21 protein-coding genes and 1 pseudogene are annotated in these 22,679 nt (G+C 55.7%); 13 read left to right on the forward strand and 9 right to left on the reverse strand.

Annotation, left to right across the window (positions count from 1 at the left end):
- The first annotated feature begins 3 nt into the window (after window positions 1-3).
- Window positions 4-597 carry a hemerythrin domain-containing protein gene (locus tag AC1DX6_RS14055; protein ID WP_477314254.1) on the forward strand — a complete coding sequence of 198 codons (594 nt, stop codon included), beginning with the start codon at window positions 4-6 and terminating at the stop codon, window positions 595-597.
- Between the two features lies 1 nt (window position 598).
- Here the strand turns inward: AC1DX6_RS14055 and AC1DX6_RS14060 are convergent, their stop codons facing one another.
- Together AC1DX6_RS14060 and AC1DX6_RS14065 are read right to left on the reverse strand one after the other, a co-directional pair.
- Window positions 599-1,204 (reverse strand): DedA family protein, encoded by a 606-nt coding sequence (locus AC1DX6_RS14060; RefSeq protein WP_477314256.1) that lies wholly within the window; start codon window positions 1,202-1,204, stop codon window positions 599-601.
- Window positions 1,201-1,758: a DUF1003 domain-containing protein gene (locus AC1DX6_RS14065; protein ID WP_477314258.1), complete on the reverse strand. Its 558-nt coding sequence runs from the start codon at window positions 1,756-1,758 to the stop codon at window positions 1,201-1,203. The genes AC1DX6_RS14060 and AC1DX6_RS14065 overlap by 4 nt, the downstream gene beginning before the upstream one ends.
- Window positions 1,759-1,854: 96 nt before the next feature.
- On the opposite strand from AC1DX6_RS14065, the pseudogene AC1DX6_RS14070 reads away from it, so the two are divergent.
- Window positions 1,855-2,031 (forward strand): annotated as a pseudogene (locus tag AC1DX6_RS14070) (DNA-3-methyladenine glycosylase I); the annotation flags it as partial.
- Window positions 2,032-2,111: 80 nt separating this feature from the next.
- Window positions 2,112-3,974, forward strand: a complete 1,863-nt coding sequence (locus tag AC1DX6_RS14075) for a recombinase family protein (RefSeq protein WP_477314260.1) — start codon at window positions 2,112-2,114, stop codon at window positions 3,972-3,974.
- 50 nt (window positions 3,975-4,024) lie between these two features.
- Here AC1DX6_RS14075 and AC1DX6_RS14080 read toward each other — a convergent pair whose 3' ends face one another.
- Both AC1DX6_RS14080 and AC1DX6_RS14085 read right to left on the reverse strand, forming a co-directional pair.
- Entirely contained in the window at window positions 4,025-5,494 is a 1,470-nt protein-coding gene (locus tag AC1DX6_RS14080; protein ID WP_477314262.1) for a hypothetical protein, read from the reverse strand.
- 164 nt (window positions 5,495-5,658) lie between these two features.
- On the reverse strand, window positions 5,659-6,447 hold the full coding sequence (locus AC1DX6_RS14085) for a topoisomerase DNA-binding C4 zinc finger domain-containing protein (RefSeq protein ID WP_477314264.1): 789 nt from the start codon (window positions 6,445-6,447) through the stop codon (window positions 5,659-5,661).
- Window positions 6,448-6,717: 270 nt separating this feature from the next.
- Between AC1DX6_RS14085 and AC1DX6_RS14090 the strand changes: the two genes are divergently transcribed.
- Genes AC1DX6_RS14090 through AC1DX6_RS14100 form a run of 3 tightly spaced genes read left to right on the forward strand, consistent with a single transcriptional unit; the run spans window position 6,718 to window position 8,865 of the window.
- Window positions 6,718-6,840 carry a hypothetical protein gene (locus tag AC1DX6_RS14090; protein WP_477314266.1) on the forward strand — a complete coding sequence of 41 codons (123 nt, stop codon included), beginning with the start codon at window positions 6,718-6,720 and terminating at the stop codon, window positions 6,838-6,840.
- 31 nt (window positions 6,841-6,871) lie between these two features.
- Window positions 6,872-8,431, forward strand: a complete 1,560-nt coding sequence (locus AC1DX6_RS14095; RefSeq protein WP_477314268.1) for a hypothetical protein — start codon at window positions 6,872-6,874, stop codon at window positions 8,429-8,431.
- 59 nt (window positions 8,432-8,490) lie between these two features.
- Window positions 8,491-8,865 carry a hypothetical protein gene (locus tag AC1DX6_RS14100; RefSeq protein WP_477314270.1) on the forward strand — a complete coding sequence of 125 codons (375 nt, stop codon included), beginning with the start codon at window positions 8,491-8,493 and terminating at the stop codon, window positions 8,863-8,865.
- Between the two features lie 61 nt (window positions 8,866-8,926).
- On the opposite strand, the gene AC1DX6_RS14105 is transcribed toward AC1DX6_RS14100, so the two are convergent.
- The 5 genes from AC1DX6_RS14105 to AC1DX6_RS14125 all read right to left on the reverse strand — a co-directional run bounded on the left by AC1DX6_RS14105 (window position 8,927) and on the right by AC1DX6_RS14125 (window position 13,173).
- A complete protein-coding gene (locus AC1DX6_RS14105; protein ID WP_477314271.1) occupies window positions 8,927-9,595 on the reverse strand; it encodes a hypothetical protein in 669 nt (222 codons plus the stop codon).
- A 47-nt stretch (window positions 9,596-9,642) separates the two neighbouring features.
- Entirely contained in the window at window positions 9,643-10,269 is a 627-nt protein-coding gene (locus tag AC1DX6_RS14110) for a hypothetical protein (protein WP_477314272.1), read from the reverse strand.
- A gap of 56 nt (window positions 10,270-10,325) precedes the next feature.
- The gene (locus tag AC1DX6_RS14115) at window positions 10,326-10,526 is read right to left on the reverse strand and encodes a hypothetical protein (RefSeq protein ID WP_477314274.1); all 201 of its coding nucleotides are present in this window, start codon (window positions 10,524-10,526) and stop codon (window positions 10,326-10,328) included.
- 953 nt (window positions 10,527-11,479) lie between these two features.
- A complete protein-coding gene (locus AC1DX6_RS14120; RefSeq protein ID WP_477314276.1) occupies window positions 11,480-12,565 on the reverse strand; it encodes a phospholipase D family protein in 1,086 nt (361 codons plus the stop codon).
- Window positions 12,566-12,615: 50 nt separating this feature from the next.
- A complete protein-coding gene (locus AC1DX6_RS14125; RefSeq protein ID WP_477314278.1) occupies window positions 12,616-13,173 on the reverse strand; it encodes a recombinase family protein in 558 nt (185 codons plus the stop codon).
- 313 nt (window positions 13,174-13,486) lie between these two features.
- Here AC1DX6_RS14125 and AC1DX6_RS14130 point away from each other — a divergent pair, with 313 nt between their 5' ends.
- From AC1DX6_RS14130 to AC1DX6_RS14160, 7 genes are all read left to right on the forward strand, one after another.
- Window positions 13,487-14,689 carry a DUF262 domain-containing protein gene (locus AC1DX6_RS14130; protein WP_477314280.1) on the forward strand — a complete coding sequence of 401 codons (1,203 nt, stop codon included), beginning with the start codon at window positions 13,487-13,489 and terminating at the stop codon, window positions 14,687-14,689.
- A gap of 71 nt (window positions 14,690-14,760) precedes the next feature.
- Window positions 14,761-16,131, forward strand: coding sequence for an AAA family ATPase (locus tag AC1DX6_RS14135; protein ID WP_477314282.1), 1,371 nt, complete (start codon window positions 14,761-14,763; stop codon window positions 16,129-16,131).
- On the forward strand, window positions 16,132-16,698 hold the full coding sequence (locus AC1DX6_RS14140; protein ID WP_477314284.1) for a DNA-3-methyladenine glycosylase I: 567 nt from the start codon (window positions 16,132-16,134) through the stop codon (window positions 16,696-16,698).
- A gap of 165 nt (window positions 16,699-16,863) precedes the next feature.
- Entirely contained in the window at window positions 16,864-18,546 is a 1,683-nt protein-coding gene (locus AC1DX6_RS14145; protein WP_477314286.1) for an NAD+ synthase, read from the forward strand.
- 36 nt (window positions 18,547-18,582) lie between these two features.
- A complete protein-coding gene (locus AC1DX6_RS14150) occupies window positions 18,583-19,476 on the forward strand; it encodes an SPFH domain-containing protein (protein ID WP_477314288.1) in 894 nt (297 codons plus the stop codon).
- Window positions 19,477-19,480: 4 nt separating this feature from the next.
- Window positions 19,481-20,431, forward strand: a complete 951-nt coding sequence (locus tag AC1DX6_RS14155) for a diacylglycerol kinase catalytic domain-containing protein (protein ID WP_477314290.1) — start codon at window positions 19,481-19,483, stop codon at window positions 20,429-20,431.
- Window positions 20,432-20,819: 388 nt separating this feature from the next.
- Window positions 20,820-22,625, forward strand: a complete 1,806-nt coding sequence (locus AC1DX6_RS14160) for an ABC transporter ATP-binding protein (protein ID WP_477314292.1) — start codon at window positions 20,820-20,822, stop codon at window positions 22,623-22,625.
- The last annotated feature ends 54 nt before the right edge of the window (window positions 22,626-22,679 follow it).

Here is a 22,679-nt window from a genome sequence, read left to right on the forward strand (position 1 = left end):
GTCATGGCCGAGGCCACCGATTTCTTGCTGCTTGAGCGGGCGGGCCTGCCGGACGATCTGCGCTGGCTGGTCGAAAAATACCCGCGTGAAAACTGGCAGGGCCATGCCAACATCCATGGCATGGCCAACATGTGGCTGCAGCGGCACGATATGTTCCGCGAGCTCGGCGGCATGCTCGGCAACGGCATCGGCGACTATCGCGAGGGCAGGCTGACGGCACCGGATTTCGCCCGCTGGTTCGCGCCGCGCCTCAACCATTTTCTTGGGCACCTCGACGGCCACCACAATGTCGAGGACTATCAATACTTCCCGGTCTTCGCCAAAGCCGAGCCGCGGCTGAAACGCGGCTTCGAGATTCTCGATGCGGATCACCACACGATCCATGAAAGTCTGGAGCGCAATGCCGAGACGGCGAATGCCTTCATCAAGACGCTGCAGGAGAGCGAAGACAAGCAGCGCTTTGCCGCTGAAGCCTATGCCAACGAAAACAGCCGGCTGATCGCCATGCTGACCAGGCATCTTGCCGATGAGGAGGATTTGATCATCCCGCTGATCCTAGACCGCGGCGACCGCGCCTTGATCGAGGACGACGACTGAACTACGTGGCGTCGCTATCGCGGGCGTCCTTGGCGCGTTCCTTTTTGGCAACATTGCGGGCGAGGAGCCAGGCAAGGATGGCGACGGCAAGCCCGATGGCGAGCGCTACCAACAGCCGTTCGTGACGATGCAGTGCCTGGCCGACGATACGCTCGGCGCCCAGTCCGAAGACATAGCCGATGGTGCAGAACAATGCCGCCCAGGCCAGCGACGAGATGGCGTTGAGAATGACAAAGCGTCTCACCGTGATGCTGGCAAAGCCGGCTGCTATGCCGCCGACCAGGCGCAGGCCGTAGATGTAGCGGTTCGACAGCACGAAGATGTTGGGGTGCGAGGAGACCATACGGTAGGCGTGATTGAAGCCCGGCCTGGCTTTCAGTTTGAGAACGTAGGGATGGTCGGCAAAGCTTCGCCCAAGGGTGAAGAAGAAGGTGTCGCCGACGAAGGCGCCGAGGGCGGCTGCCAGGAAGGCCTGCAACAGGATGAAGACGTGCTGGTGCGCGAAGAAGCCGCCAAGGATGGCAGCACTTTCACCCTCGGCGACGCAGCCGAGAAAGACGGCGATCAGCCCATACTGCTCGATGAGATGATGGATGGTCTCCGTCATGATGTCTGCGGCATCAGCCGTTCGTCGATCCGCTTCAGCCGGTCGGCGATCTCTGCGATCTCGTCACGCATGCCGATGATCTGGCTGTGGCGCAGTTCGTCGAGCTTTTCATGCAGCGCCATGATCTCGATCTCGGCCTTGAGATTGACCTCATAGTCGTGGGCGGCGTCGATGCGGTCGCGTGCGGCCTGGCGGTTCTGCGACATCATGATCACCGGCGCCTGCAGGGCGGCGATCATCGACAGGACGAGATTGAGGAAGATGAAGGGGTAGGGGTCGAACGAACTTTGCCCCAGCAGCCACCAATTGCCACCGATCCAGAGGATCAGGAAAGCGATGAAGGAAAGGATGAACGACCATGAGCCGCCGACGCGGGCGATGGCATCGGCGATACGGTCGCCCGCGCCCTGAAGGCCGGCCAGACTGTCATTGATGTCTTGCGATATCGGCTTGCGGTCGACGGTGCTCTGCAGCACGCGTCGCTCGAGCTCGCTGAGAGCCTCCGGCGTTCGCTTCAGCCAGCGGTTGGCGAGTTCGGGCACGGTCTTGTTCATGGATGTCTCCATCGGAAAAGCATCGGCTTGGCAGCCTCGTCTGCATATAGGAAGATGGCGCTCCGTCAAAAGCGTGGCGTGAGGATGCGAGCAAAAATGCCCGATTTCGCGAAGATCCGTGCCCGCGCAGCAAAACGCAAAGGCGGCGAGGCGCAGCTGTCGTCGCTGCTCGGGCCTTTGCCCAACAATGCCGCGGTGGCGAAAGTTGCAGACGACCGCATTCTCTCGACGATGGCCGAGCGGGTGTTTGCCGCCGGCTTCGTCTGGCGCGTCCGCCAGTAGTCTTTTGGACATAAAGGGAGTGCTTGTAAGTCTGTTCGGGCTTCCCATATGCCTCCGAAAGGTGGAAGCCAATGAATTCGTTGGATAATTTACATTCTCATTCATATACCGGAAATGTTGGAACAAGGCCGCTGGCATTGAGCTATGCCCGTGTTTCGAGACTGATTCAGGTGGACGGTGACGGGCTAAGGCGACAAAAAGACTCGTTCGATGAAGCCCAAGAACGCTATGGCGTGACCATCGCCAATGAACATCAGATGATCGATATGGGCTTGTCAGCCTACAAGGGAAAGAACCTTGAGTCCGGTGCGCTTGGTGTCCTGCTTAAAGAGGCACAGGCAGGCAAGTTTCCAGCCGAAACCATCCTGTTCGTGGAAGACTTGGACCGCCTAAGCCGTGCCTCAATCGAAGACGCCTTGCAACTCTTGTTGGCGATTATCAAAACCGGGCTAATCGTGGTCACAACCATTGACTGGCAAGAGTACCAGACCGGCAAGATGACGCTGCAAACGCTCATGCGTTCCATCATGAAAATGGAACTGGCGCATGAGGAGTCGGCCAAAAAAGAATACCGAACCAAAAAGAGCTATGCCGAACGCTACGCCAAGGCCAAAGAGTCCGGAGTGCTTCCCGTTCAGTGCATGACGGGTTGGCTCACCAAAGACCCTGTGACCAAAAAGGCGGTGTTCCATAGCGAACAGAGACGGGCGATTGTTCAACGCATGTGTGACATGAGCTTGGCCGGTTGCGGCTATCCCAAGATTGCCATTACCCTGAACAAAGCCAAGGATGAACCATTCACCAAGGCAAAGCGGAAAAGCGCTGCCAACCATTGGACGGTAGCCGCCTTGGAAAACATCCTGAAATCACCGGCTCTTTACGGTGACTACCACATGAAAGATGGAACGATCATTGAAGGATGTTTCCCGCCTGTGATCACCAAAGATGAATTCAACCGGATACAAGCTGGCATGGCATCCCGTTTGAAGGTTGGTCGTGGCAGGAAAGGACCAGCTTATTCAAACCTGTTTGGCGGCATCGCAAAGTGTCAGAGATGCGGTGGACCGATGACTCACAGGCCACCAAAGCCGGGTAGGGCACCACAGTTCTATTGCAAAGCCATGTTGGTAGGGAAATGCGATGCCCGACCATGGAACTATGAAGTGTTTGAAAAGTCGTTCTTGGGCTTTGTGAATGAGATTGACCTACAGACCATCATGCATGGTGGTTCGGGTTCACGCATCCAAGAAATTACAGCACAATTGCAGAGCCTAGAGGGTGAGCGGCAATCGCTTCAAAAAGGCATTGTGGCAATCGCCAACATGGTTCGCAAAAACGATAGCCTTGCTAAAACCCTTCAACCGGGAATGGATGCAGACCAAGCCAAGCTAGATGCCATCAACGAACAGGTGAAGGCATTAGAGGCAGAGCGCAACACCACGAGGTCAAATCATACAGCCGCCATGGAAACCAATTTGGTGGACTTCCCAAAGGTAGGAACCGAACCGGGCCAAGTGACCATTGAAAAGCTTTTTGAGCTACGGGCAAAGACCGCACAACACATCAGGACGATAGTGGAGGAAGTCAGGCTTAAGCGTGATCCTGAATCCAAGTACGGGGCTAGCTTCATCATCGAATTTAAGGGTGGTGGAACCCGTCTCGTGCATGTGAACTATACAGACCCAAGGAAGCCATATGCGGTCACTGGTGCCCATGGTGGCGTTGATATCATTCCAGACGATCTAGAGACGGCTACAGCGCTTGGGAACCACATATTGGCGGATATCATCAATGAGGTGGATTGGCTGATTGAAAACGGTGGTGAAGTAGGCTTGGAAGCCACAAGGAAAATCGTCGAAAAAATGAAAGCCACTAAGGACACCATGCTACGACAGGCAAGAGAGTTGGGATTCAACATTCAAGAAAGCGCTTAGCTATCGTACCTTTTGAATTCCACACCATTCGCTGAGACGAACATGGCGGGTCAACGGGCGGCTCGCATATATTTCTTGAGAACCCAACCAGTAATCTCCGTTTGGTCGGGAAGTATAGCTCGCACTTCCAGCCATTTACCCGAGCGTCGCAGCACCTCGACCTCTTGACCGGGTTCGAGCAGTAAATAGTGTCCGCCAGAATATTTTCTCTGCCAATTTAGTCGCACTCGGCGAACGGCAATGTAAACGTCAGGAGATTTCTCAATTCGATGGGATAACTGCTCGAAAGATTCTTTTAGGACGAATAATTTGTCATTAATGTTTTCAACAATTTGCTGCTTTGACTCATCAATGTGGCTGATAACCTCCTGCTTCTGGTTATCAAGGTCGATGCCAGATAGAATATAAAAAAATACACATAGAATCAGTGGGTAGAGGTATCCTACAAAGTAGCTTTCGAGTGGCCCTGCTTTCCCAGACTTCAAAGTGTCATGGATCGAGTTGACCGCATCAAAAATCGCCTCGTACACGGCCAAATTGGGATCAATCGGAGCGTCATCGGCCTTAGATAAGGCTCCACTTTGCTTGTTGCGGACGCCTTCTGCGCCAACTGCGAATATGCCTGTGGCCGATTTGGCTATCTGATTGTCAAGCAGTTCTTGTAGCGTTTGTCCGGCTGATGTGCCTGCAAACGCCTCTACAACGCTCAAGTTTGGATTGCGTCGATAGTGATCAAAAGCCTTTCCGAGTCCACTGAGAGCGGCGAAGGTCGGAAGGTCCGATGCGGCGGAGAAGGCGCCTACAAAATTATGAGCCTCCCTAACCGCTGGGCTATTGGCGAAACCAGCTGCGGCTTCGGATAGGCGCTGTACATCCCGCATAATCGGGCTGTCGGCGAAGCTGGTGAATGCGCCGGCCAGTCGTTGCATGTCACGCACGACCGGACTGTCGGCGAAGCCGGTGAATGCGCCGGCCAGTCGCTGCATGTCCTTCATGACCGGGCTGTCGGCGAAGCCGGTAATCAGGCCGCCCAGTCGTTGCATATCCTTCATGGCGGGACTGTCGGCGAAGCTGGTGAATGCGCCGGAAAGCCTTTGAGCCTCAGTGATAGCGTGGCTGCCGGCGCTGGCGAGCCCCTTAGCGTCCTCTATCGCTCGACTGTAAGCGCCGGTGACGCTCCGATCCATCAAGCCACCGTGAAGGCTGGCGAGCCCCTTAGCGTCCTCAACAGCCCGATTGTAGGTGTCAGCGATCCTTTGATCCATCAAGCCACCATGAACGCTGGCGAGCCCCTTAGCGTCCTCAATGGCCCGATTGTAGGTGTCGGTGATCCTTTGATCCATCAAGCCACCGTGAACGCTGGCGAGCAGCTGTGCGTCATCGAAGGCACGACTACCCGGGAGGTCGGCAACGGCCTTTGCAAGCTTCTGCGCTTCCGTCATCGCAGGGCTATTTGCAAAATCAAGCAGGGCACGTGTTGCAGGATCACGTTGCCAAGCGTCAAACGCTGAATTGGTCATCGCTGAGGACCCCAAGCTCGAATCATCCAAACAATGTAATATCTGGAGGCTGAAATCCAAAGTCCTGAGGGGCGAACCGGACGCTGGTGGTTCCGGAAAAAGCGTGGCGTTGGCCCCTTCAAAGAAGCCTCCGTCCGTACGGTTTCGGGGGGCCGGAGCGTTTTTCAGATCGCAGCAGAGCAAGAGAATTTGCAGGCAGGGAAAGTCGAGCAACCGAAGAACGCTCCAAACTTACCGTTGCGTTTCACCAAATCGCCACCACACCCCTCTATCGGACATTTTGTGCCTCTCTTGTCCGTGAGGCGCTTTTCACGGTGTTTCTGCTGCTTAAACTCCCATGGCCGAATGTTGGTCTCTGTGGCCGCCCATATTCCTCTTTTGTGACGTTGCGCATCGTCCAACGCCTCTAAATATCGTTCGCCCGGTCCATATCGTTCGAGAACCCACGCCCATCCATTCAAAACCATCTCTAGCTCAATGTTCCTAGTGACGAGTAGTGGCCCCCCGAATGTAGCAGCGTCATGAGTGCGGTTAGACGATGTTCTGAATTCGGCACCCGAGTATTCCTCGGTCAGAAACGGCACACCGACTATGCGCTTATGTCTGTCGACTATCTGACCCGTATCCATCTTCATTCTAACTTCAAGTTCCACCCATCTACCGCCAATCAAAGTTTGAAGAAAATCTTTGGCCTCACGTCCTCCGGGCTGTTCCAATTCAGGTGCGTCGATGAAGGCAAACCGAGCTGCGAGTTCAAACTCTGATTGGTCGCTTGGGCTGCCCGTGAGTTCGCTGGCCTTAATTCTTGTTAGAAATCCGTCACCGTCAAATACTTTCAGAACAGGGACTCTAATGGTGTCCCCTTCCGGATTTTCGGGCACAATAATTGTCGAATTTCCTTGGCTCATGACATCGGTGATGCAGCACGAAAGACGTCGGAAATCTTGGATCAAACGGCTGACGCTTCTATAACCATGGGACGCTACTCTAGCGATGCAAGCGCCTTCTTGGCAAGAATGCGCTAACCCGGTCGATATCCGCTCAGTCCGTAAATCGGCCATTGGGAAGTTTTTGACCCTGGGCCGGCAGTGACATGCGAAGTTCGAATGCGCTGTCGTGCAAAACCCATTTTGCATGATAGTTCGATGCGTGGCGCACAGCGTTGGCAAGGTGCTCTTGCGTTTCATCCGCCAATCGAATGTCTATCTTAGCGAAGTGTGGCCATGACCGTCGGACCATCGCTCGAAGCCCTCTACACGGGCCGTAGGGACCCAACAGACGGCATGGATGTGCGGATCGGCTCACCGTCGCTTTTGTCGTCTAAGAAGGCGTGGCAGACCGGCTGAAGGGTATTTTGTTTGATCGGTAGAAGTTCGGATGGAAAACAAAACGCTCACCATGGATAAATTTCTGCGCAACCATCGACGCCTACGCCAACGTCTGGCCGCTATGCCATTAGTTGAATCGTTGGAAGCTATCCATGCCTACATTGTGTTTTTTCAGTTCAAGACGCCGCTTCCTGCTTGGCTAAAAACCATAGCCTCTTTGGAGGATAGAGACAAAATCGAGTTGGGCCTTTTTGAGTGGGAATTAGACATTCTTTGCCGTGAATTGCTTCGGTATGCTTCACGGTGGGGAACTCGCAATATTGCTCATTGGGACGAACTCGCTGATGCGATAAATCACGTGAAAGACATTCATGGGGACGTTCAGAAAGCCCATTCCGACATATTGGATGCCAAGCTTATGTCTGAAGTTTTTAGGATTCAAAACCAACAGTTTCCATGGCAGACGAGGCCCAGTAGTCGCTGGCTTGTAAGGTATCTCAAGATATTCGGCGTCAAAGAACTGGATGCAATGATCTTTCAGAAGGTCGGATTGCCAATCGAGAAGATATTGAGGATAGGAATGGCATTCTTTGCGATCTATATGAAGCAGTTTTCGCAGAGTATCCCAATTCAAGTTGGAAACAATTTTGCGACTGCTGAAGAAGTATCTATCTTCATAAAGCATTTTTCGAGTCAATTTTGGAATTTGTTTGAAGAAGCCGAAAAGAGCTTCAGCCTCGGAGAAGATTTTATATATGTCCGGAATCCGTTGGTCGTTAGTCCTCTCATACTTCACGATTTGAATGGACCTATCGAACTTATATGCCCGATACCGAACTACCTTATTAGAAGAGTGTCCGAAGGACTGTACTACGAGATTTGCGGCATGCCGAACTTTTCAGACTTTTTCGGCCCGTCCTTTCAAAATTATGTTGGCGAGATGTTCGAGGCTGCTGATAGAGCTGGAACGTTTGCGATTACCCAGGAGCAGGAATATATCTTCAGGGGCAGCCCTAAACATACCATTGATTGGATCGTTTCTGACAAGACCGCCCATCTATTTGTCGAGTGCAAAACGAAGAGGTTTACATATCTCGCAAAGACCAAGATTCTAGATAGCTCGGCGCTTGATGCCGACGTAATTGAGTTCGGCAAGGGTGTAGCACAAACCTACAAGGCGTTGCAGGCAGCGCTTGACGGCGAACATCCGCTTTGGAAGCACGACAAGAGGCCCATTTACCCTGTGGTTGTAATGCTTGAGGATTTCTACTCAGCGGGACTGTACGAGCCGATTCGGAAGGTCGCTCTTGCCCAACTGCAGAAAGCCGGAATCGATGCGAAGTTAATGGACCAGTACCCTTTCACGTTGGCATCCGTGTGGGATTTGGAACTGGCTGTGTTGATTATGTCCGATGTCGGAATCGAAACGTTTATGTCCAAGAAGGTCGATGGCGAGACGAAAGAATGGGATATGCAATCTTACACGATGAACAATTTCAAGGATAACCTCAAAGGAATGGACGGGAACCTATTTCCGAAGGAAATGGATCGTATCTTCCCAGGGCTTACCGATGCAAAGGGCGGCGAAGCAGAGGCGGCTGGTCAATAGGTAAGGGATGCATCGGCGATAACCTGGATACACTGGGAGGACCGACAGGAGGCATGACAATGACGGTGGTACTTTTTGATGGTGGGCCGGGCGCCATGTGGAGGGCTGCCGGTGATGGTTTCAATGGGTTTGGTCCCGGAATCGCCGGCCAAATGTGGCGCTCCAACGGTGCTGGGGGCTTCAATGGGTTTGGTCCCGGAATCGACGGCCAAATGTGGCGCTCCAACGGTGCTGGGGGTTTCAATGGGTTTGGTCCCGGAATCGCCGGCCAAATGTGGCGCTCCAACGGTGCTGGGGGCTTCAATGGGTTTGGTGCCGGAATTGCTGGGCAAATATGGCACTCCAACGGCGCAGGGGGCTTCAATGGCTTCGGCCCCGGTATCAATGGCCGTATATGGCATTCCGATGGCGCTGGAGGCTTCAACGGCTTTTAGAGGACAATTTGACCACCCAATCGTGGCCCGTACTTGGCCTATTTCTGACCAAGGCCGAAGGCTACGGGTGCGCTAGGGGGGCGACCTTGGCGTCAACAATCATCTTTGACCCATCGTCGCAGTCCGCAAACGCCAGCGCCCGTAAGCCTTCGCTTCTTAGATCAGACACATCGTGGCCCTCGAAGAAATGAGGACTACGGCTAGGAAGTTTGAGAACAGGTATATCGACGACGGACGATAGAACCCAGACGGTCGAGCCGTCGGCAAGTGCAAGCGTGCCGACAAGGTTCGTGCTTCCTGGCCAGCCTGAAATGGACAGTTGCGGTTCGCTCACCGCAACAGTGAACTCGATTGCTCGTCCGGTCGGGGCGGGCGCAACTTTTATGAAACCGGTGGGCAATTTTTGGTCTTGAACCGTCGATGATCCAAATGGCGTGATGATGTGCATGCCTATTCGAAATCCCGGTAGCTTTTCGGTAGGCTTTGGCCACTTGCTGATGAAACGATCTCGACCTTGTTGGTCGGCCGGCTCCATCCGTTTAAACGTCGCCTGGTCATAAGCCGTGTGCCAAAATCCCGACTGATGGAAACTAGTCTTGAGTGAGCCCCCGAGTTCACGACAAGCGAGATAGAAATCGATGTTTGGGCCAGTGCGGGTAAAGAGCTTCCAAGAAGCGGCCCGATTATCAAGGTCGTCGACAACTCCGAATCTAAGTGATTTTTCAGCCATTCTATTTCCTCGGGCTTTGCCGCAGCGAAACGGGCTGTCAGCCCGATTTATGCCGGCTGTAGATCATAGCCGGATAGGATAATGTTCTCGATCGGGTAACGCTCGTCCACGTTCTTGAGGGCATAACGGATGGCCAAATCTTGTGAATCCAGCCGAAGGATCGACGGCTTCACAGGGAAGCCAACCTTCTGCACCCCAATCTTGCCCCAGAAAGTCTGTGACCACCGACGAAATCTCAGCTCCTCGTGGTCCGGAATTGCAAGCAGGCAATGATAGTGAAGGAAGGTCGAGTCGATCCCGTTCTTCTTGACGGTCTCACTGATTGCAATTGCCGGCAAATTTCGATCAAACTGACGCCGCAGCGTCGAAAAATACCGCTTGACCAAGCGATCGCCAAGCGGCCGATCGTGAACCCTCAAGATGGCTATCGGCTCATCCATCTGTAATGGTGGCTGCGTCTTGGCGGCCCTGATTCTGCGGTATGCCGCTTCTACCGCCTCTTCGATCGATCCGGCCCTCGCAAAAGGGATTGTAACGAACTGGGTCATTCGATGGCGTGTGGTCTTCTCGATAATCAATTCACGAGCGACGTCTGCTTTTTGGCTCAGAAGCCACTCGTTGATGATTTTGCCAGCCAATTCCTGGACGCTGTCGGTTTTAGTTCGCTTGGCCATCAATCTCAGAGCGTGAGCCGCAGTAGGCTCCAAAGAAATCCGTGAGTTCCGATCGATCATTCTGCGTCGAGCCGGTCGTGTTTCGCTGCTGCGTGGAGGCCGATGCTCAGCATCAACTGTAGCATGTCGAACATCGCATCGAGCTTCTGGCCAATCTCCGAGGCTTGGCGGAATCTGTTGACTGCTCGACCATAGTCCTCGTGAAATTTCGGCATATGAGTTTCGGTAACAGATTCGATGAAATCAGGTGGTGTCATAGTATTATTTTCACTCATTACTATTGTATTACTCTCGTAAGGCATGGCTTCGCCGTTGGTGGCAAGTATGCCATTTCAAATTTGCTCATAACAATGCGATCCACGCCAATCTGTTGCGCAGCGAATATCCCTGTGCACACAGTGTGTATTTAGTAGTTGTTGCTTTTCATCCGGAAATGAACCGAATCATATGGCGACCAAAGCGCAAAAAGCGGCCTTTTTCGAAGTGACTACGTAAATACATTCTCCAATTGAAGGAGTTTGACGAACGGAGACCGTCAATGCTGGGGTGGTTATAGCATGTCGACCATAAGACGTCAATAGTAATCTGCAATAGACCAAATCTTACATTTAACTAATATTCAGATTATATGCGAAAATACATTAATTGGCTCATATAACCTGCAATATAATCATTACATTGGAAATAGCGAGCAACGTTCCCGCCCTCGCACCGGCGAAGAAGCTCAAAAACTAAACCCCAAGACCTGGCCGACAAGGTGATCAAAGCGCTCGATACCGTCTCTACGGTCGCTCGTCGGTCCGAACGAACCAGAACCGGTCGTCCTCCATGTAGTGCACATACTGCCGGATTGCCGGGGATTGGTATCGAGCCACGAGGTAGCGATAAATTCGATGCTTCCTATCGCTGACCGCTTCGAAGTGGAACCGAAAGGGCCTTTCGCTTCGAATCCATTCGGTTGTCAGCGACACCACGCTCCGGAGAACGGGAAATCCGTTTCGAAAATAGCCACCTTCACTAAACTTGGCGTTTTCGTCATCCCAGGCGCCCCATATGCTGCCTGAGAAGGCCTTGAGTGAAGTTCCGCCACCGATTGTGCCAAACGTAACCGGGCCACCATTGATAGCTGAGAACTCATAGAGCACACCGCCAACGTTGAATCGCCGACGAAACTCACGGGTCTTACGAGCCTCCGTGAGGCAGGCTGCTCTCATCCCGTCGCTCTTATCAATTCCGACTTCCAATCCTCCAGAAACTCTCGCATGGCCGAAAGGCGCCGCTTTGTGAAGTAGGGATAGGAACTCTCCAACAACGACGAGAACTTTGGCCGTACGATAACGTTACGGAAAGCCTTAATCGTCGAAGCGTCCAACTCGAAAGGAGGCGTCACCTTGCCTCGATAGTCGGCGCCCAAAATGGCCGGATATCGGGTGGGGTCATCGTCATAGATGATCCCTTTTGGCAGAATCTGACCTGTGTAAAACCAGTATGGCTTCCTTCGAGCAGGAAAGTTATTTTCGCCTGCGGCCTCCCAAGCGACAACCCATCTGCCCGGACTCAACGTCTCCCTGTCCCGCAGATCGACCTCAAAGGCGTTATCCAGGCGGGCCTCGATTTTCTTTGGGTCATTGTCCGAGAGCAATTTGGAAACGGCGCTTATCGCTTCTGGTGCCCACCGATAAGGCGTATCATTCCACCAATTCAGGAGTGGGAAATCCACTCCGGCGATTGCACCATCAGAAGGTGGCACCGGAAATTTGGCGAGGCTGGAACTCGACCCCTGAGACTTTAAAGTTGGCCCGTTTGCCATCTGATGCCGAAACCATGTTTCTCTTGCACGGAGCAGATCATCCCGACCGATGATTGCTGCTCCTTCCCACTCGGCTTCAAGCCATGCCGAAATCGGTCCAAGCTGCCCCTTGTCGGTGACCAGGACTCCAGCTTCGATCCATTTTGCTGGGGCGGCACCTTCGATACCCAACCCATTGGTTGACACATTTGCGGAGCCGACCACAGCCCTGTCTGAAGCCAGAAAGACCTTTGCGTGTAAGGCGTTCGACTGCTTCACATGACCATAGGCACTTAGCTCATTGCCGATCAATTTCTCAATCTCGTAGGGGTTGGTCCCACCGGATGTCAGATTGCATATGATTCTCGGCAACCGGCCTTGGGGCGAACGCTTGGCCAGCCGTGCCGATGCTCCCTTACCCCAGAATGCGACAGCGCAGATAAAATCGTCCTCCTTCAGAATCGATCCGATTGTCGCCTGAAGTTTCTCGCCGAAAATGAAGTCCATTTGGCGCTCCGTTGATGGTGTCAGGCGAGTCCAGGCTCATCTCATAGTGACTACCCGGCAGTCTCGGCCAGAATGCGATAAACAGACGAACGCCCGAGGGCGAGTGCTCGGGAGATTTCCACCGGCTTTTTGCCCTCCCTGTGCATCGACACCACATCGGCTGTCTTGCGACGAGCTGTGGGCGCTCGGCCCTTGAACTTGTGCTGGGCCTTCGCTTTTGCAATGCCTTCACGCTGTCGAGCAATCATGATCTCACGCTCGAACTGGGCGATGGCACCGACAAGGTTCAAGAGAAGCCGACCCGTGGGCGAGGTTGTATCAATCGCCATATCAAGAATCTTCAGCCCAACCTTCTTTACTTCCAACCGGCTGACAATCTGAAGGAGGTCACCGACAGAGCGTGCAAGGCGGTCCAGTCGGGTAACGACCAATACGTCACCCTCTCGAACAAACTCGACGGCCCTTTCAAGTTCCGTCCGCTTTGCATTAACGGAAGAAACCTGTTCGCTGAAAACCTTCTCGCATCCCTGCGATTGCAAATCCCGAAGCTGTGCCTCGTGGCCCGCTTGCTGCTCGACCGTGCTGGTTCTTGCGTATCCGACGTACATAAAAGAATTTGTCCCATTAGCCTCTTAAGGATTGTGGGACAACTTTCCCAAAATGTCAATCGAACTCTTGTGGGACGGAAACGAGCGGCTATGGTCTTTCCCGCAAGGGCAGGGGCTAGTGAGACACGGGACGCCGTTTCAGCTTTCATTTTGTTGATTGCGAGTCGAGCCACGATCACTGGCCAGACAAACGATGTCGAATGCGGCGCACTTTGCAGGGCGTTAATGCGGCGTGCCTATTGGTTCCGACCAAGCTCCGCTGTATCCATTGGTGCTTTATGGGTTTCCAGCGCTCTAATTGGCAGATCGACTTATGCAGCTTTCACCCTCCGACCCCGACATCCAGACGATAGTTGCCCGAATAAAGAACGGTGATTTGGACCTGCAGCCCGATTTTCAACGTGGCGAGGTATGGTCGACACAAAAAAAGCGCCGGCTAATCGATAGCATACTTCGCAATTGGTACGTGCCACCAATCCACACCGTTGTAGTTCCCGGCTCCCATCAGCAAGAAGTCCTAGATGGGCAGCAGCGATTGGTTGCTATTCGAGATTTCGTAAATGGACATTATCCGGTCGACGGAAATATTCCCCCATTTGATGAACGAATGCACCGGCTGGATGGGCTGCGCTACAATGAGCTACCACCCGATGCTCGCAGGCTGTTCGACAACTTCACGATTCGAGTTATGCGTGTCACGGACTATCAACCGGAGGAACCGGGCGAACTTTTCTTTCGTCTCAATGCTATAACCAACGTTACAGCAGCAGAACAGCGCAATGCCTTTTATGGACCTGTGCGTGAGCAGGTAAAGGATTTGGTAAGCGTTTTTGAGAATTACGGAAATTCGTCGGATACCCTAGGATTTTCCAACTCTAGGATGTCTTATGATGATGTAATATCTAAGTTCCTGTGCACACTCGAAGCAGATTCCTTGATCGTTAAGCTAACTGCTAATTCGATCTCTGATCGTTTTAGGTCAAATGATCCATTCAATGCTGAGATTATATACGTTGCTGGCGAGTCGATTGATGTTTTCTCTCGTCTAAGGAAGTATGAATACAGGACGAGGTTTAACAAGGCGACGTTGCTGTCGTGGTTATTGTTTTGTGCTTCCTTTGTTTTGCATGGCAGGACGCCCATATTGAGCCAGCATCCCTCCCTTCTTCATGACTTCGAGGAAGAGCGCTTGGCGCATCGCAGGGGGGCTCCAACTAACGCTCCACTCACGCTCACTGGTGTAAGTGAGCGAGCATGGAGTGGCTTGATATCCATCTACAACGACCGGTCGACCTCTCGAGTTTTGGATATTTCGTCAGTCATCCTTCGTGACTTCATCCTTCATTTTAACTTCTTCGCACTGCCCCATATTGAAGCCAGCGATTTGCCGTTTGGACCGGAGAAACACCGGATATTGTCGGAGGCAATGAGCTTCATAAACAACACGGAGCCTTTCGAACTCGAGTACAGGCTTGAGTCGATCCTAGACCCTTTCGTCTGGGGGCGTTTGCGGTGAGGAAGGCCGAAGCGAGTCACAACTGGTCCAAGCTTCGTGAGGCTGCGCCATTTCCCAGCAGACTTTCGAGCGTGACCTTTTCGGGCATTGCCGGGTTGTTCGACACTACCGTGGACTTCGAGTCGCCGATCACCATGGTTTGCGGTCTGAATGGCGTCGGCAAAACGATCTTTCTGCGCCTCCTTTGGGCGGCGTTAGATTGGGACAATGCAAAGGACGCATCTGCATGGGCCCGCCTTCAGGCGGGGAAGGTTGCGCTGAGCCTATTTGCTAACAATACTCCAATAAAACGCACCTTCGAGTCAGGAAATCTTATTGAGGCGGGCGTTATCCCGGAAAATGTAAAGAGTGTCTTCATAGATGTACCCAGAGAGGCATTTGAGCTGCAGGATTTCTTCCAGAAAATTGTTAGTATACGAGATACTTTGAATGGCGTCGACCCGATTGTCTTAGAGGAAAAAGAACTCGCACTAGTGCGGTACATCACGGGTAAATCCTATGAAAAGGTTGAGATATACGAGATAGAGCAATTTGATCCTATGGTTCCATTCTTTGTGGTTCAGGAGTTTGGAGTTCAATACGACATTAAAACGATGAGCCTAGGAGAAATATCTACACTGAACACCTTTTGGCGCCTTCGGAGGGCGACTGCCGGTTCATTTCTTTTTATTGATGAACCCGAGACCTTTATTTCGCCAACGGCGCAGGCAGCAATGATGGACGTTATCGCTCATACGGCACTCACAAAGAGGTTGAGTATTGTCATTTCGAGCCACTCAACACGGATGATGGATCGCCTTCAGGAGCCCGAGTATGTACCAATGTACAAGAGTGCAGAGGGGAGCCGTATTTTTGATCGTCGGAACTGGCGTCAGTTCTTGCTTCAGATTGGCTTTCTCTCTGGGAGGAAAAATCTTCTTTTGGTTGAAGATTCGGTTGCTAGTAAGTTCCTTTCATACCTACTCAACGCTTACGATCTCCCTCTCGCCAACGAATCCGAAGTGCTTCGTTGCGGGGGCGAAGGTGTGGTGACGGAACTCCGACGCAAATTTCCGTGGCCGACAAAGGCCACCCGGCTCATCGGCGTGTATGACGGTGACATGCAAACGGCACAAATCGGTGATGCGTTGTGGCCGTTCTCGATACTTCCCGGAGGCGCTGCTCCCGAGGCGGTTTTGAAAAAGCTAGTGGCCGAACTACCGGAACTCGCTGCGCAACATCTAAGTAGGCACGTCGATGACATCCGCAGGTCTCATTCGGATAACGCACATGTCGACCTGCACGATTGGCCGAGCGCCTTCGGAGAGGCCATTGGAATCGACAAGGACATGGTGGTTGCAATGCTGCTGAACGCTTGGATTTCGCTGGAGGCAAATCAGATTCTTGCAAGTGCGTTCGTTCTCGATCTAAGGACAAAGCTAACAAGCATAGTTCAGCCCTGATTGCTGTGTCTAATTGACTGTTGTCGGGTCATCGAACAGAAATGGCTCGGTTTCGAGGAGGCGTTTCTCGGCTTCGAGCCGAAGCGGCTGCTGTTCCAGCCGGATGATTTCTGGCACGATTTGACCGCCGACAAGCGCATCGTGCGCAACCCACAGAAGATCAAATCTGTGCGCGACAACGCCGCCTTCGTCGAGCGTGTGTCGAAGGAGCATGGCGGTTTCGGCAAATTTCTCGCCGAATGGCCTGCCGACGACCAGGTTGGGCTGATGGCTTATCTCGGCAAGCATGGCAGCCGGCTCGGCGGCAACACCGGCCAGTATTTTCTGCGCTGGCTGGAGTGGGATGCCTTCATCATTTCGGCCGACATGGGAGCGGCGCTGCGCGATGCCGGCCTCGATATCGCGGAAAGCCCGACATCGAAGAAGGATCTCGGCAAGATTCAGGACCAGATCAACGTCTGGGCGGCTGAAACCAGCCTGCCCCGCCGCCACATTTCGCGCATTCTGGCGATGTCGATCGGCGAGAACCATTCGCCTGACACACTGCGCGAATATATGGGCGAATAAGGACGCCATCGACAGGTCAGACACGATCTGTCGATCGGCTGGACACGATCTGTCGATCGGCTGGACACGATCTGTCGATCGGCTAGACACGATCTGTCGATCGGTCTGGGGTGGTCCAAACGAACGCCATTGCCCGCTGAATTTTGCCGCGCTAAGTCAGCAGGCATGACCAAGAAGACCGCCCCCGATATTCTGCGCATCGCTGTTGCCCAGCTCAACCCGACGGTCGGCGATGTCGCCGGCAATCTTGCCAAGGCGCGCGAGGCGAGGGCGGATGCCGCCCGCCAGGGCGCCGACATCGTGCTGTTCACCGAGCTTTTCCTCGCCGGCTACCCGCCGGAGGATCTTGTGCTGAAGCCGGCCTTCCTGAAGGCCTGTGAAAAGGCGGCGCAGGACTTTGCCGCCGATACATCAGATGGCGGCCCAGGCGTCATCATCGGCACGCCGTTGAAGCGTAAGAGCGGCACGCACAACTCGATCATCTTTGCCGATGGCGGCAAGATCCTTGCCGAGCGCTACAAGCTCGATTTGCCGAATTACGGCGAGTTCGACGAGAAGCGCGTCTTCCAGGCCGGACCCGAGGCTCAGGGACCCGTCAATTTCCGTGGCGTGCGCATCGGAATTCCAATCTGCGAGGACATTTGGGGCGACGTCGGCATCTGTGAGACGTTGGCCGAAAGCGGCGCGGAAATCCTGCTGGTGCCGAACGGCTCGCCCTATTACCGCGCCAAGATCGATGTGCGCCATCAGGTCGTCATCCGCCAGGTCATCGAAACCGGTTTGCCGATGATCTATGCCAATCAGGTCGGCGGCCAGGACGAGTTGATCTTCGACGGCGCGTCCTTTGCCATCGGCACCGACAAGACGCTGGCTTTCCAGATGAGCCAGTTCGAGGAGACGGTCGACGTCACCACCTGGAAGCGCACGGATGCGGGCTGGGTCTGCTCGGAAGGGCCGATGTCGAAAATCCCCGAGCGCGAGGAGGCGGACTACCGCGCCTGCATGCTGGGCCTGCGCGACTACGTCAACAAGAACGGTTTCAAGAACGTGGTGCTTGGCCTTTCCGGCGGCATCGATTCGGCGATCTGCGCCGCGCTCGCCGTTGATGCGCTTGGCGAGGAACGGCTGCGCGCGGTGATGATGCCTTACCGCTACACCTCGAAGGACTCGCTCGCAGACGCCGAGGACTGCGCCCGCGCGCTCGGCTGCCGCTACGACATCGTGCCGATCTTCGAACCGGTCGAAGGGTTCCTGCACACGCTGACGCAGATGTTCGAGGGCACCAAGGAAGGTATCACCGAGGAAAATTTGCAGAGCCGCGCGCGCGGCACCATCCTGATGGCGATCTCCAACAAGTTCGGGTCGATGGTCGTCACCACCGGCAACAAGAGCGAGATGTCGGTCGGCTACGCCACGCTTTATGGCGACATGAATGGCGGCTTCAATCCCATAAAAGACCTCTACAAGATGCAGGTCTATGCACTGTCGCGCTGGCGCAACGCGCATGTGCCGCCGGGCGCGCTCGGCCCGTCGGGCGAGGTGATCCCGAAAAATATCATCGACAAGGCGCCTTCGGCGGAACTGCGCGAGAACCAGACCGACCAGGATTCGCTGCCGCCCTATCCGGTGCTGGACGATATCCTGGAATGCCTGGTCGAAAACGAGATGGGCGTCGACGATATCGTTGCGCGCGGCCATGACCGGGCGACGGTGACGCGCATCGAGCACCTGCTCTACATCGCCGAATACAAGCGCCGGCAGGCGGCACCGGGTGTAAAGATCACCCGGAAGAATTTTGGCCGCGACCGCCGCTATCCCATCACCAATCGATTCAGGGATCGCGGGTAACTATCTGTTTTGATTTGATGAACCTGGGGGCCGTGCATGTTTGTCAGTTATTTCAGGGGAACGCCTGAGTATCACATTGTCCGCTTCAAGAACGGCAAGATCCTTGAGCAGGGGCGCGGCATCAGCTTCTGGTACGGCACGCTCGGCACCACCATCGCGATGGTGCCGGTAACGTCGCTCGACAACCCCTTCATCTTCACCGAAACGACGGCGAACTTCCAGGATCTGGCGATCCAGGGTTCGGTCAGCTACCGCATTGTCGATCCGGTAAAGGCGGCGGAAGGTTTCGACTTCAGCGCCAGGCTCAGACGTGCCGATATCGCCGGCGACGGCCGTGAGAAGATCGCCGAACGTCTCGTGCTCGCCATCCAGAGCCATGCGCGCGCCGTGGTGTCGCGGATGAGCCTGGAGCAGGCGCTGGCCGAGGTGACCAAGCTCGGCGGCAATCTGGCCGAACTGCTGCGCAGCGACCCGATCGCATCGACGGCGGGCCTGTCGATCGAAGAGGTCCACATAACCTCGGCCCAGCCGACGCCGGAGATCCGGCAGGCGCTGCAGACCGAGTACCGCGAGACCTTGCAGCGCCAGGCCGACGAAGCGATCTATGCGCGCCGGGCGCATGCGGTGGAAAAAGAGCGCGAGATCAAGCAGAGCGAACTGGCCACCGAGATCGAACTGGCCGAACGCAACAAGGTTCTGGTCGACACCGAGGCGCGCAACAAGCTGACGCTCGCCGAGGCGGACGCCAAGGCACAGCAGCTCGAACTCACCGTCTATTCGTCGGCGCCGGCCAATGTGCTGACGGCGATGGCCTTCAAGGCCTGGGCGGAGAAGGGCGGTTCGGTCGGCAATCTTTCGATCACGCCCGACATGCTGACCAGTGCGCTGAGCCAGCTTGCCACGCCGGCGAAAGCCGGGCCTTCGAAGTGATCTAGTGGCCAGCGAGGGCAATGACAGGCCGATCGATCGGGTGATCGTCGTCACCCGCAAGACCGAGCTCGAGGAGCTGACGGCGCGCTTCAACACACAAGGCCAGGCCCGGTTTTATCTCAGGCAAGCCGGCATGAATTTCGACCCGGTCAAGGCCGCGCACGATACCTATCATCGGGCACTCGAAATGGTGATGGGCTCGCTTCCGGCCGGTCTCAAACAATTGCGGCTCGACCGCGAGCTGGTGCCGCAGTTCGAATTCACAACCGATGTGGTGATTGCGCTCGGCCAGGACGGGCTGGTCTCCAACACCGCGAAATATTTGCCGCACCAGCCGCTGATCGGCATCAACCCGGATCCGGCGCTTTTCGACGGTGCGCTCCTGCCATGGCGCGCCGACGACACCGAACGCGTGCTGGCACTCACGATCACCGGCAAGGCGCGTCGGCAAGCCGTGGTCATGGCCGAGGCGCGTTCCAGGGATGGGCGCCGGCTGATCGCCTTCAACGACCTGTTCGTCGGCGCCCGCACGCATGTCTCGGCGCGCTACGATCTCAGCTACAACGGCAGGACCGAACGCCAGTCGTCGAGCGGCATCATCATTTCGACCGGTGCCGGCTCGACCGGCTGGCTGCGCTCGGTCATGGCGGGTGCCGCCGGTCTAGCCGCGGCCTATGGCGATACTTCAGTGCCGACAGTGCCGCCACAGGGTTACGACCGGGAAGGCGAGCAGCTGTTCTTTTCGGTGCGCGAACCGTTTCCGAGCAAGACGACAGGCGTATCGTTGGTGCATGGCGTCATCACCCGCGAGCGTCCGCTTGTCGTGTCTTCGCGGCTGAGCAAGGGCGGCGTGGTTTTCAGCGACGGCATGGAAATGGATTTCGTCGATTTCAATTCCGGCACGGATATGTCGATCACCATCGCCGATCAGAAGGCCTATCTTGTGGTGCCGTGAGCGCTGGCACCGGCTGAGCGCGGTTGTTGCAAAATCGTCTCACTGGTTGGACCAGATGCGCTTTCGGCGGTTCCCTGTCTTGGCGAGGCGTTGAGCCGTCCCTATAAGAACGTCTCCGCGATTCCCCTTTGGGAGGACCGAATGCCAGGATTTGACATTATTATGCGAGGCCGCGAAGCCTAGGTCTCAAACGGCGCGCTACAAGGGTTTTACCTCTGTGGCAAAGCCGATCTGAGAACAGGCGTTCGTCGATGCCGGTCGCCACCCGACAAATCGGGTGTGCCGCCAAATATGCCGAACCTTCCGCATTCCTGGGCCAATGCCCTAGCGCGGTTTCTTCAATTTTCGACCTTACCGGGATCGGGCTCGTTTGCGCCCGAATGACATCATGGCTCGTTTTCGAATCGATCTGCGCGCAGGCGCCTTTCGCAGCGTTCTTGGTTTCACGCTCTGCCATTGGCGGCGTCAGCCGTGGCGGCTTTCGCTCATCATGGGCACATTCCTGCTGTCGACCCTGGCCGACGTACTGACGCCGCTCTATTCCGGCCGGCTGGTCGATGCCGTTGCCAGCAGTGCCGGCGCGGACGAGGTGGCATGGAACGCGGCGATGGCGGCGTTTTCGATGCTGGTGGCCCTGGCGCTTGCCGGCGTCGTGCTGCGCAACCTGGCGTTCATGGCCATCGTCGAGCTGACGCTGAAGATGATGGCGGATATCGCCGCCGACGCCTTCCACCGCGTCCAGCGCTTTTCCACCGACTGGCACGCCAACAGTTTTGCCGGGTCGACCGTGCGCAAAATAACGCGCGGCATGTGGGCGCTCGACCTGCTCAACGACACGATCCTGATCGCGCTGTTGCCGTCCGTCGTCATGCTCGCCGGCTCGACGCTGCTGCTTGGCTGGTTCTGGCCGATGATGGGTGCGGTCGTTGCGGCAGGCTCGGTGCTGTTCATCACCGTGACGGCGATGCTGTCGCTCGGCTATGTCGCGCCGGCGGCACGGCTGGCGAATACCTGGGATACACGCCTCGGTGGCTCGCTTGCCGATGCGGTGAGCTGCAACGCTGTGGTCAAGGGGTTCGGCGCGGAAGTGCGCGAGGAAACGCGCCTTGCCAGGGTCGTCGCCAAATGGCGCGCCCGCACGGGCCGCACCTGGGTGCGCGGCACCGTCAACGGCACCACGCAAGGGGCGTTGCTGCTGGTGCTCAGGGCCGCCGTCATCGGCCTGGCGCTGATGCTGTGGTCGTGGGGGCAAGCCAGTGCCGGCGATGTCGCCTTCGTGCTGACCGCGTTCTTCGTGCTGCAGGGTTATCTCAGGGATATCGGCACGCATATCCGCAATTTGCAGCGCTCGATCAATGACATGGAGGAACTGGTCGACTTCCAGTCCGAGCCGCTCGGCATCGAGGATCGGCCCGGGGCCAGGCCGATCCGGATCGCCGACGGCCGCATCAGCTTCGACAATGTCACCTTCCACTATGGCAGCCACCGATTGCCACTTTACCGCGACTTTTCGGTGGACATCGCGCCAGGTGAACGCGTCGGGCTGGTCGGTCACTCGGGCTCCGGCAAGACGACCTTCGTCAAGCTGATCCAGCGCCTCTATGACGTGAACGCCGGCAAGATCCTGATCGACGGTCAGGATATTGCCACGGTGGCGCAAGCGTCGCTGCGCGGGCAGATCGCGATCGTCCAGCAGGAGCCGATCCTGTTCCACCGGTCATTGGCTGAAAACATCGCCTATGCCCGTCCGGGCGCCACGCAAGGCGAGATCGAGCATGCGGCACGGCTGGCCAGCGCGCACGACTTCATCGTCGGCCTGCCGAAGGGCTATGGCACGCTGGTCGGTGAGCGTGGCGTGAAACTGTCGGGCGGCGAGCGTCAGCGCGTGGCGATAGCGCGCGCCTTCCTCGCCGATGCGCGCATCCTCATCCTAGACGAGGCGACATCAAGCCTCGATTCGGAATCGGAGGTGCTGATCCAGCAGGCGATGGAGCGGTTGATGGTCGGCCGCACGACGCTGGTCATTGCGCACCGGCTGTCGACGGTGAGGGCGCTCGACCGGCTTTTGGTCTTCGATCGCGGCCGCATCGTCGAAGAGGGTTCGCATGACGCGTTGATCCGGCTGCAAGGCGGCATCTACCGTCGGCTGTTCGAACGCCAGGCGCTGGAACTGACCAAGGGCCTGGTGATCTGACTGTGAAGAGGACGCAAAGCGGTCATGGGCGATGGACGTTCGGAGGTGTGCGAT

This window comes from Mesorhizobium sp. P2_C4 (assembly GCF_056404575.1).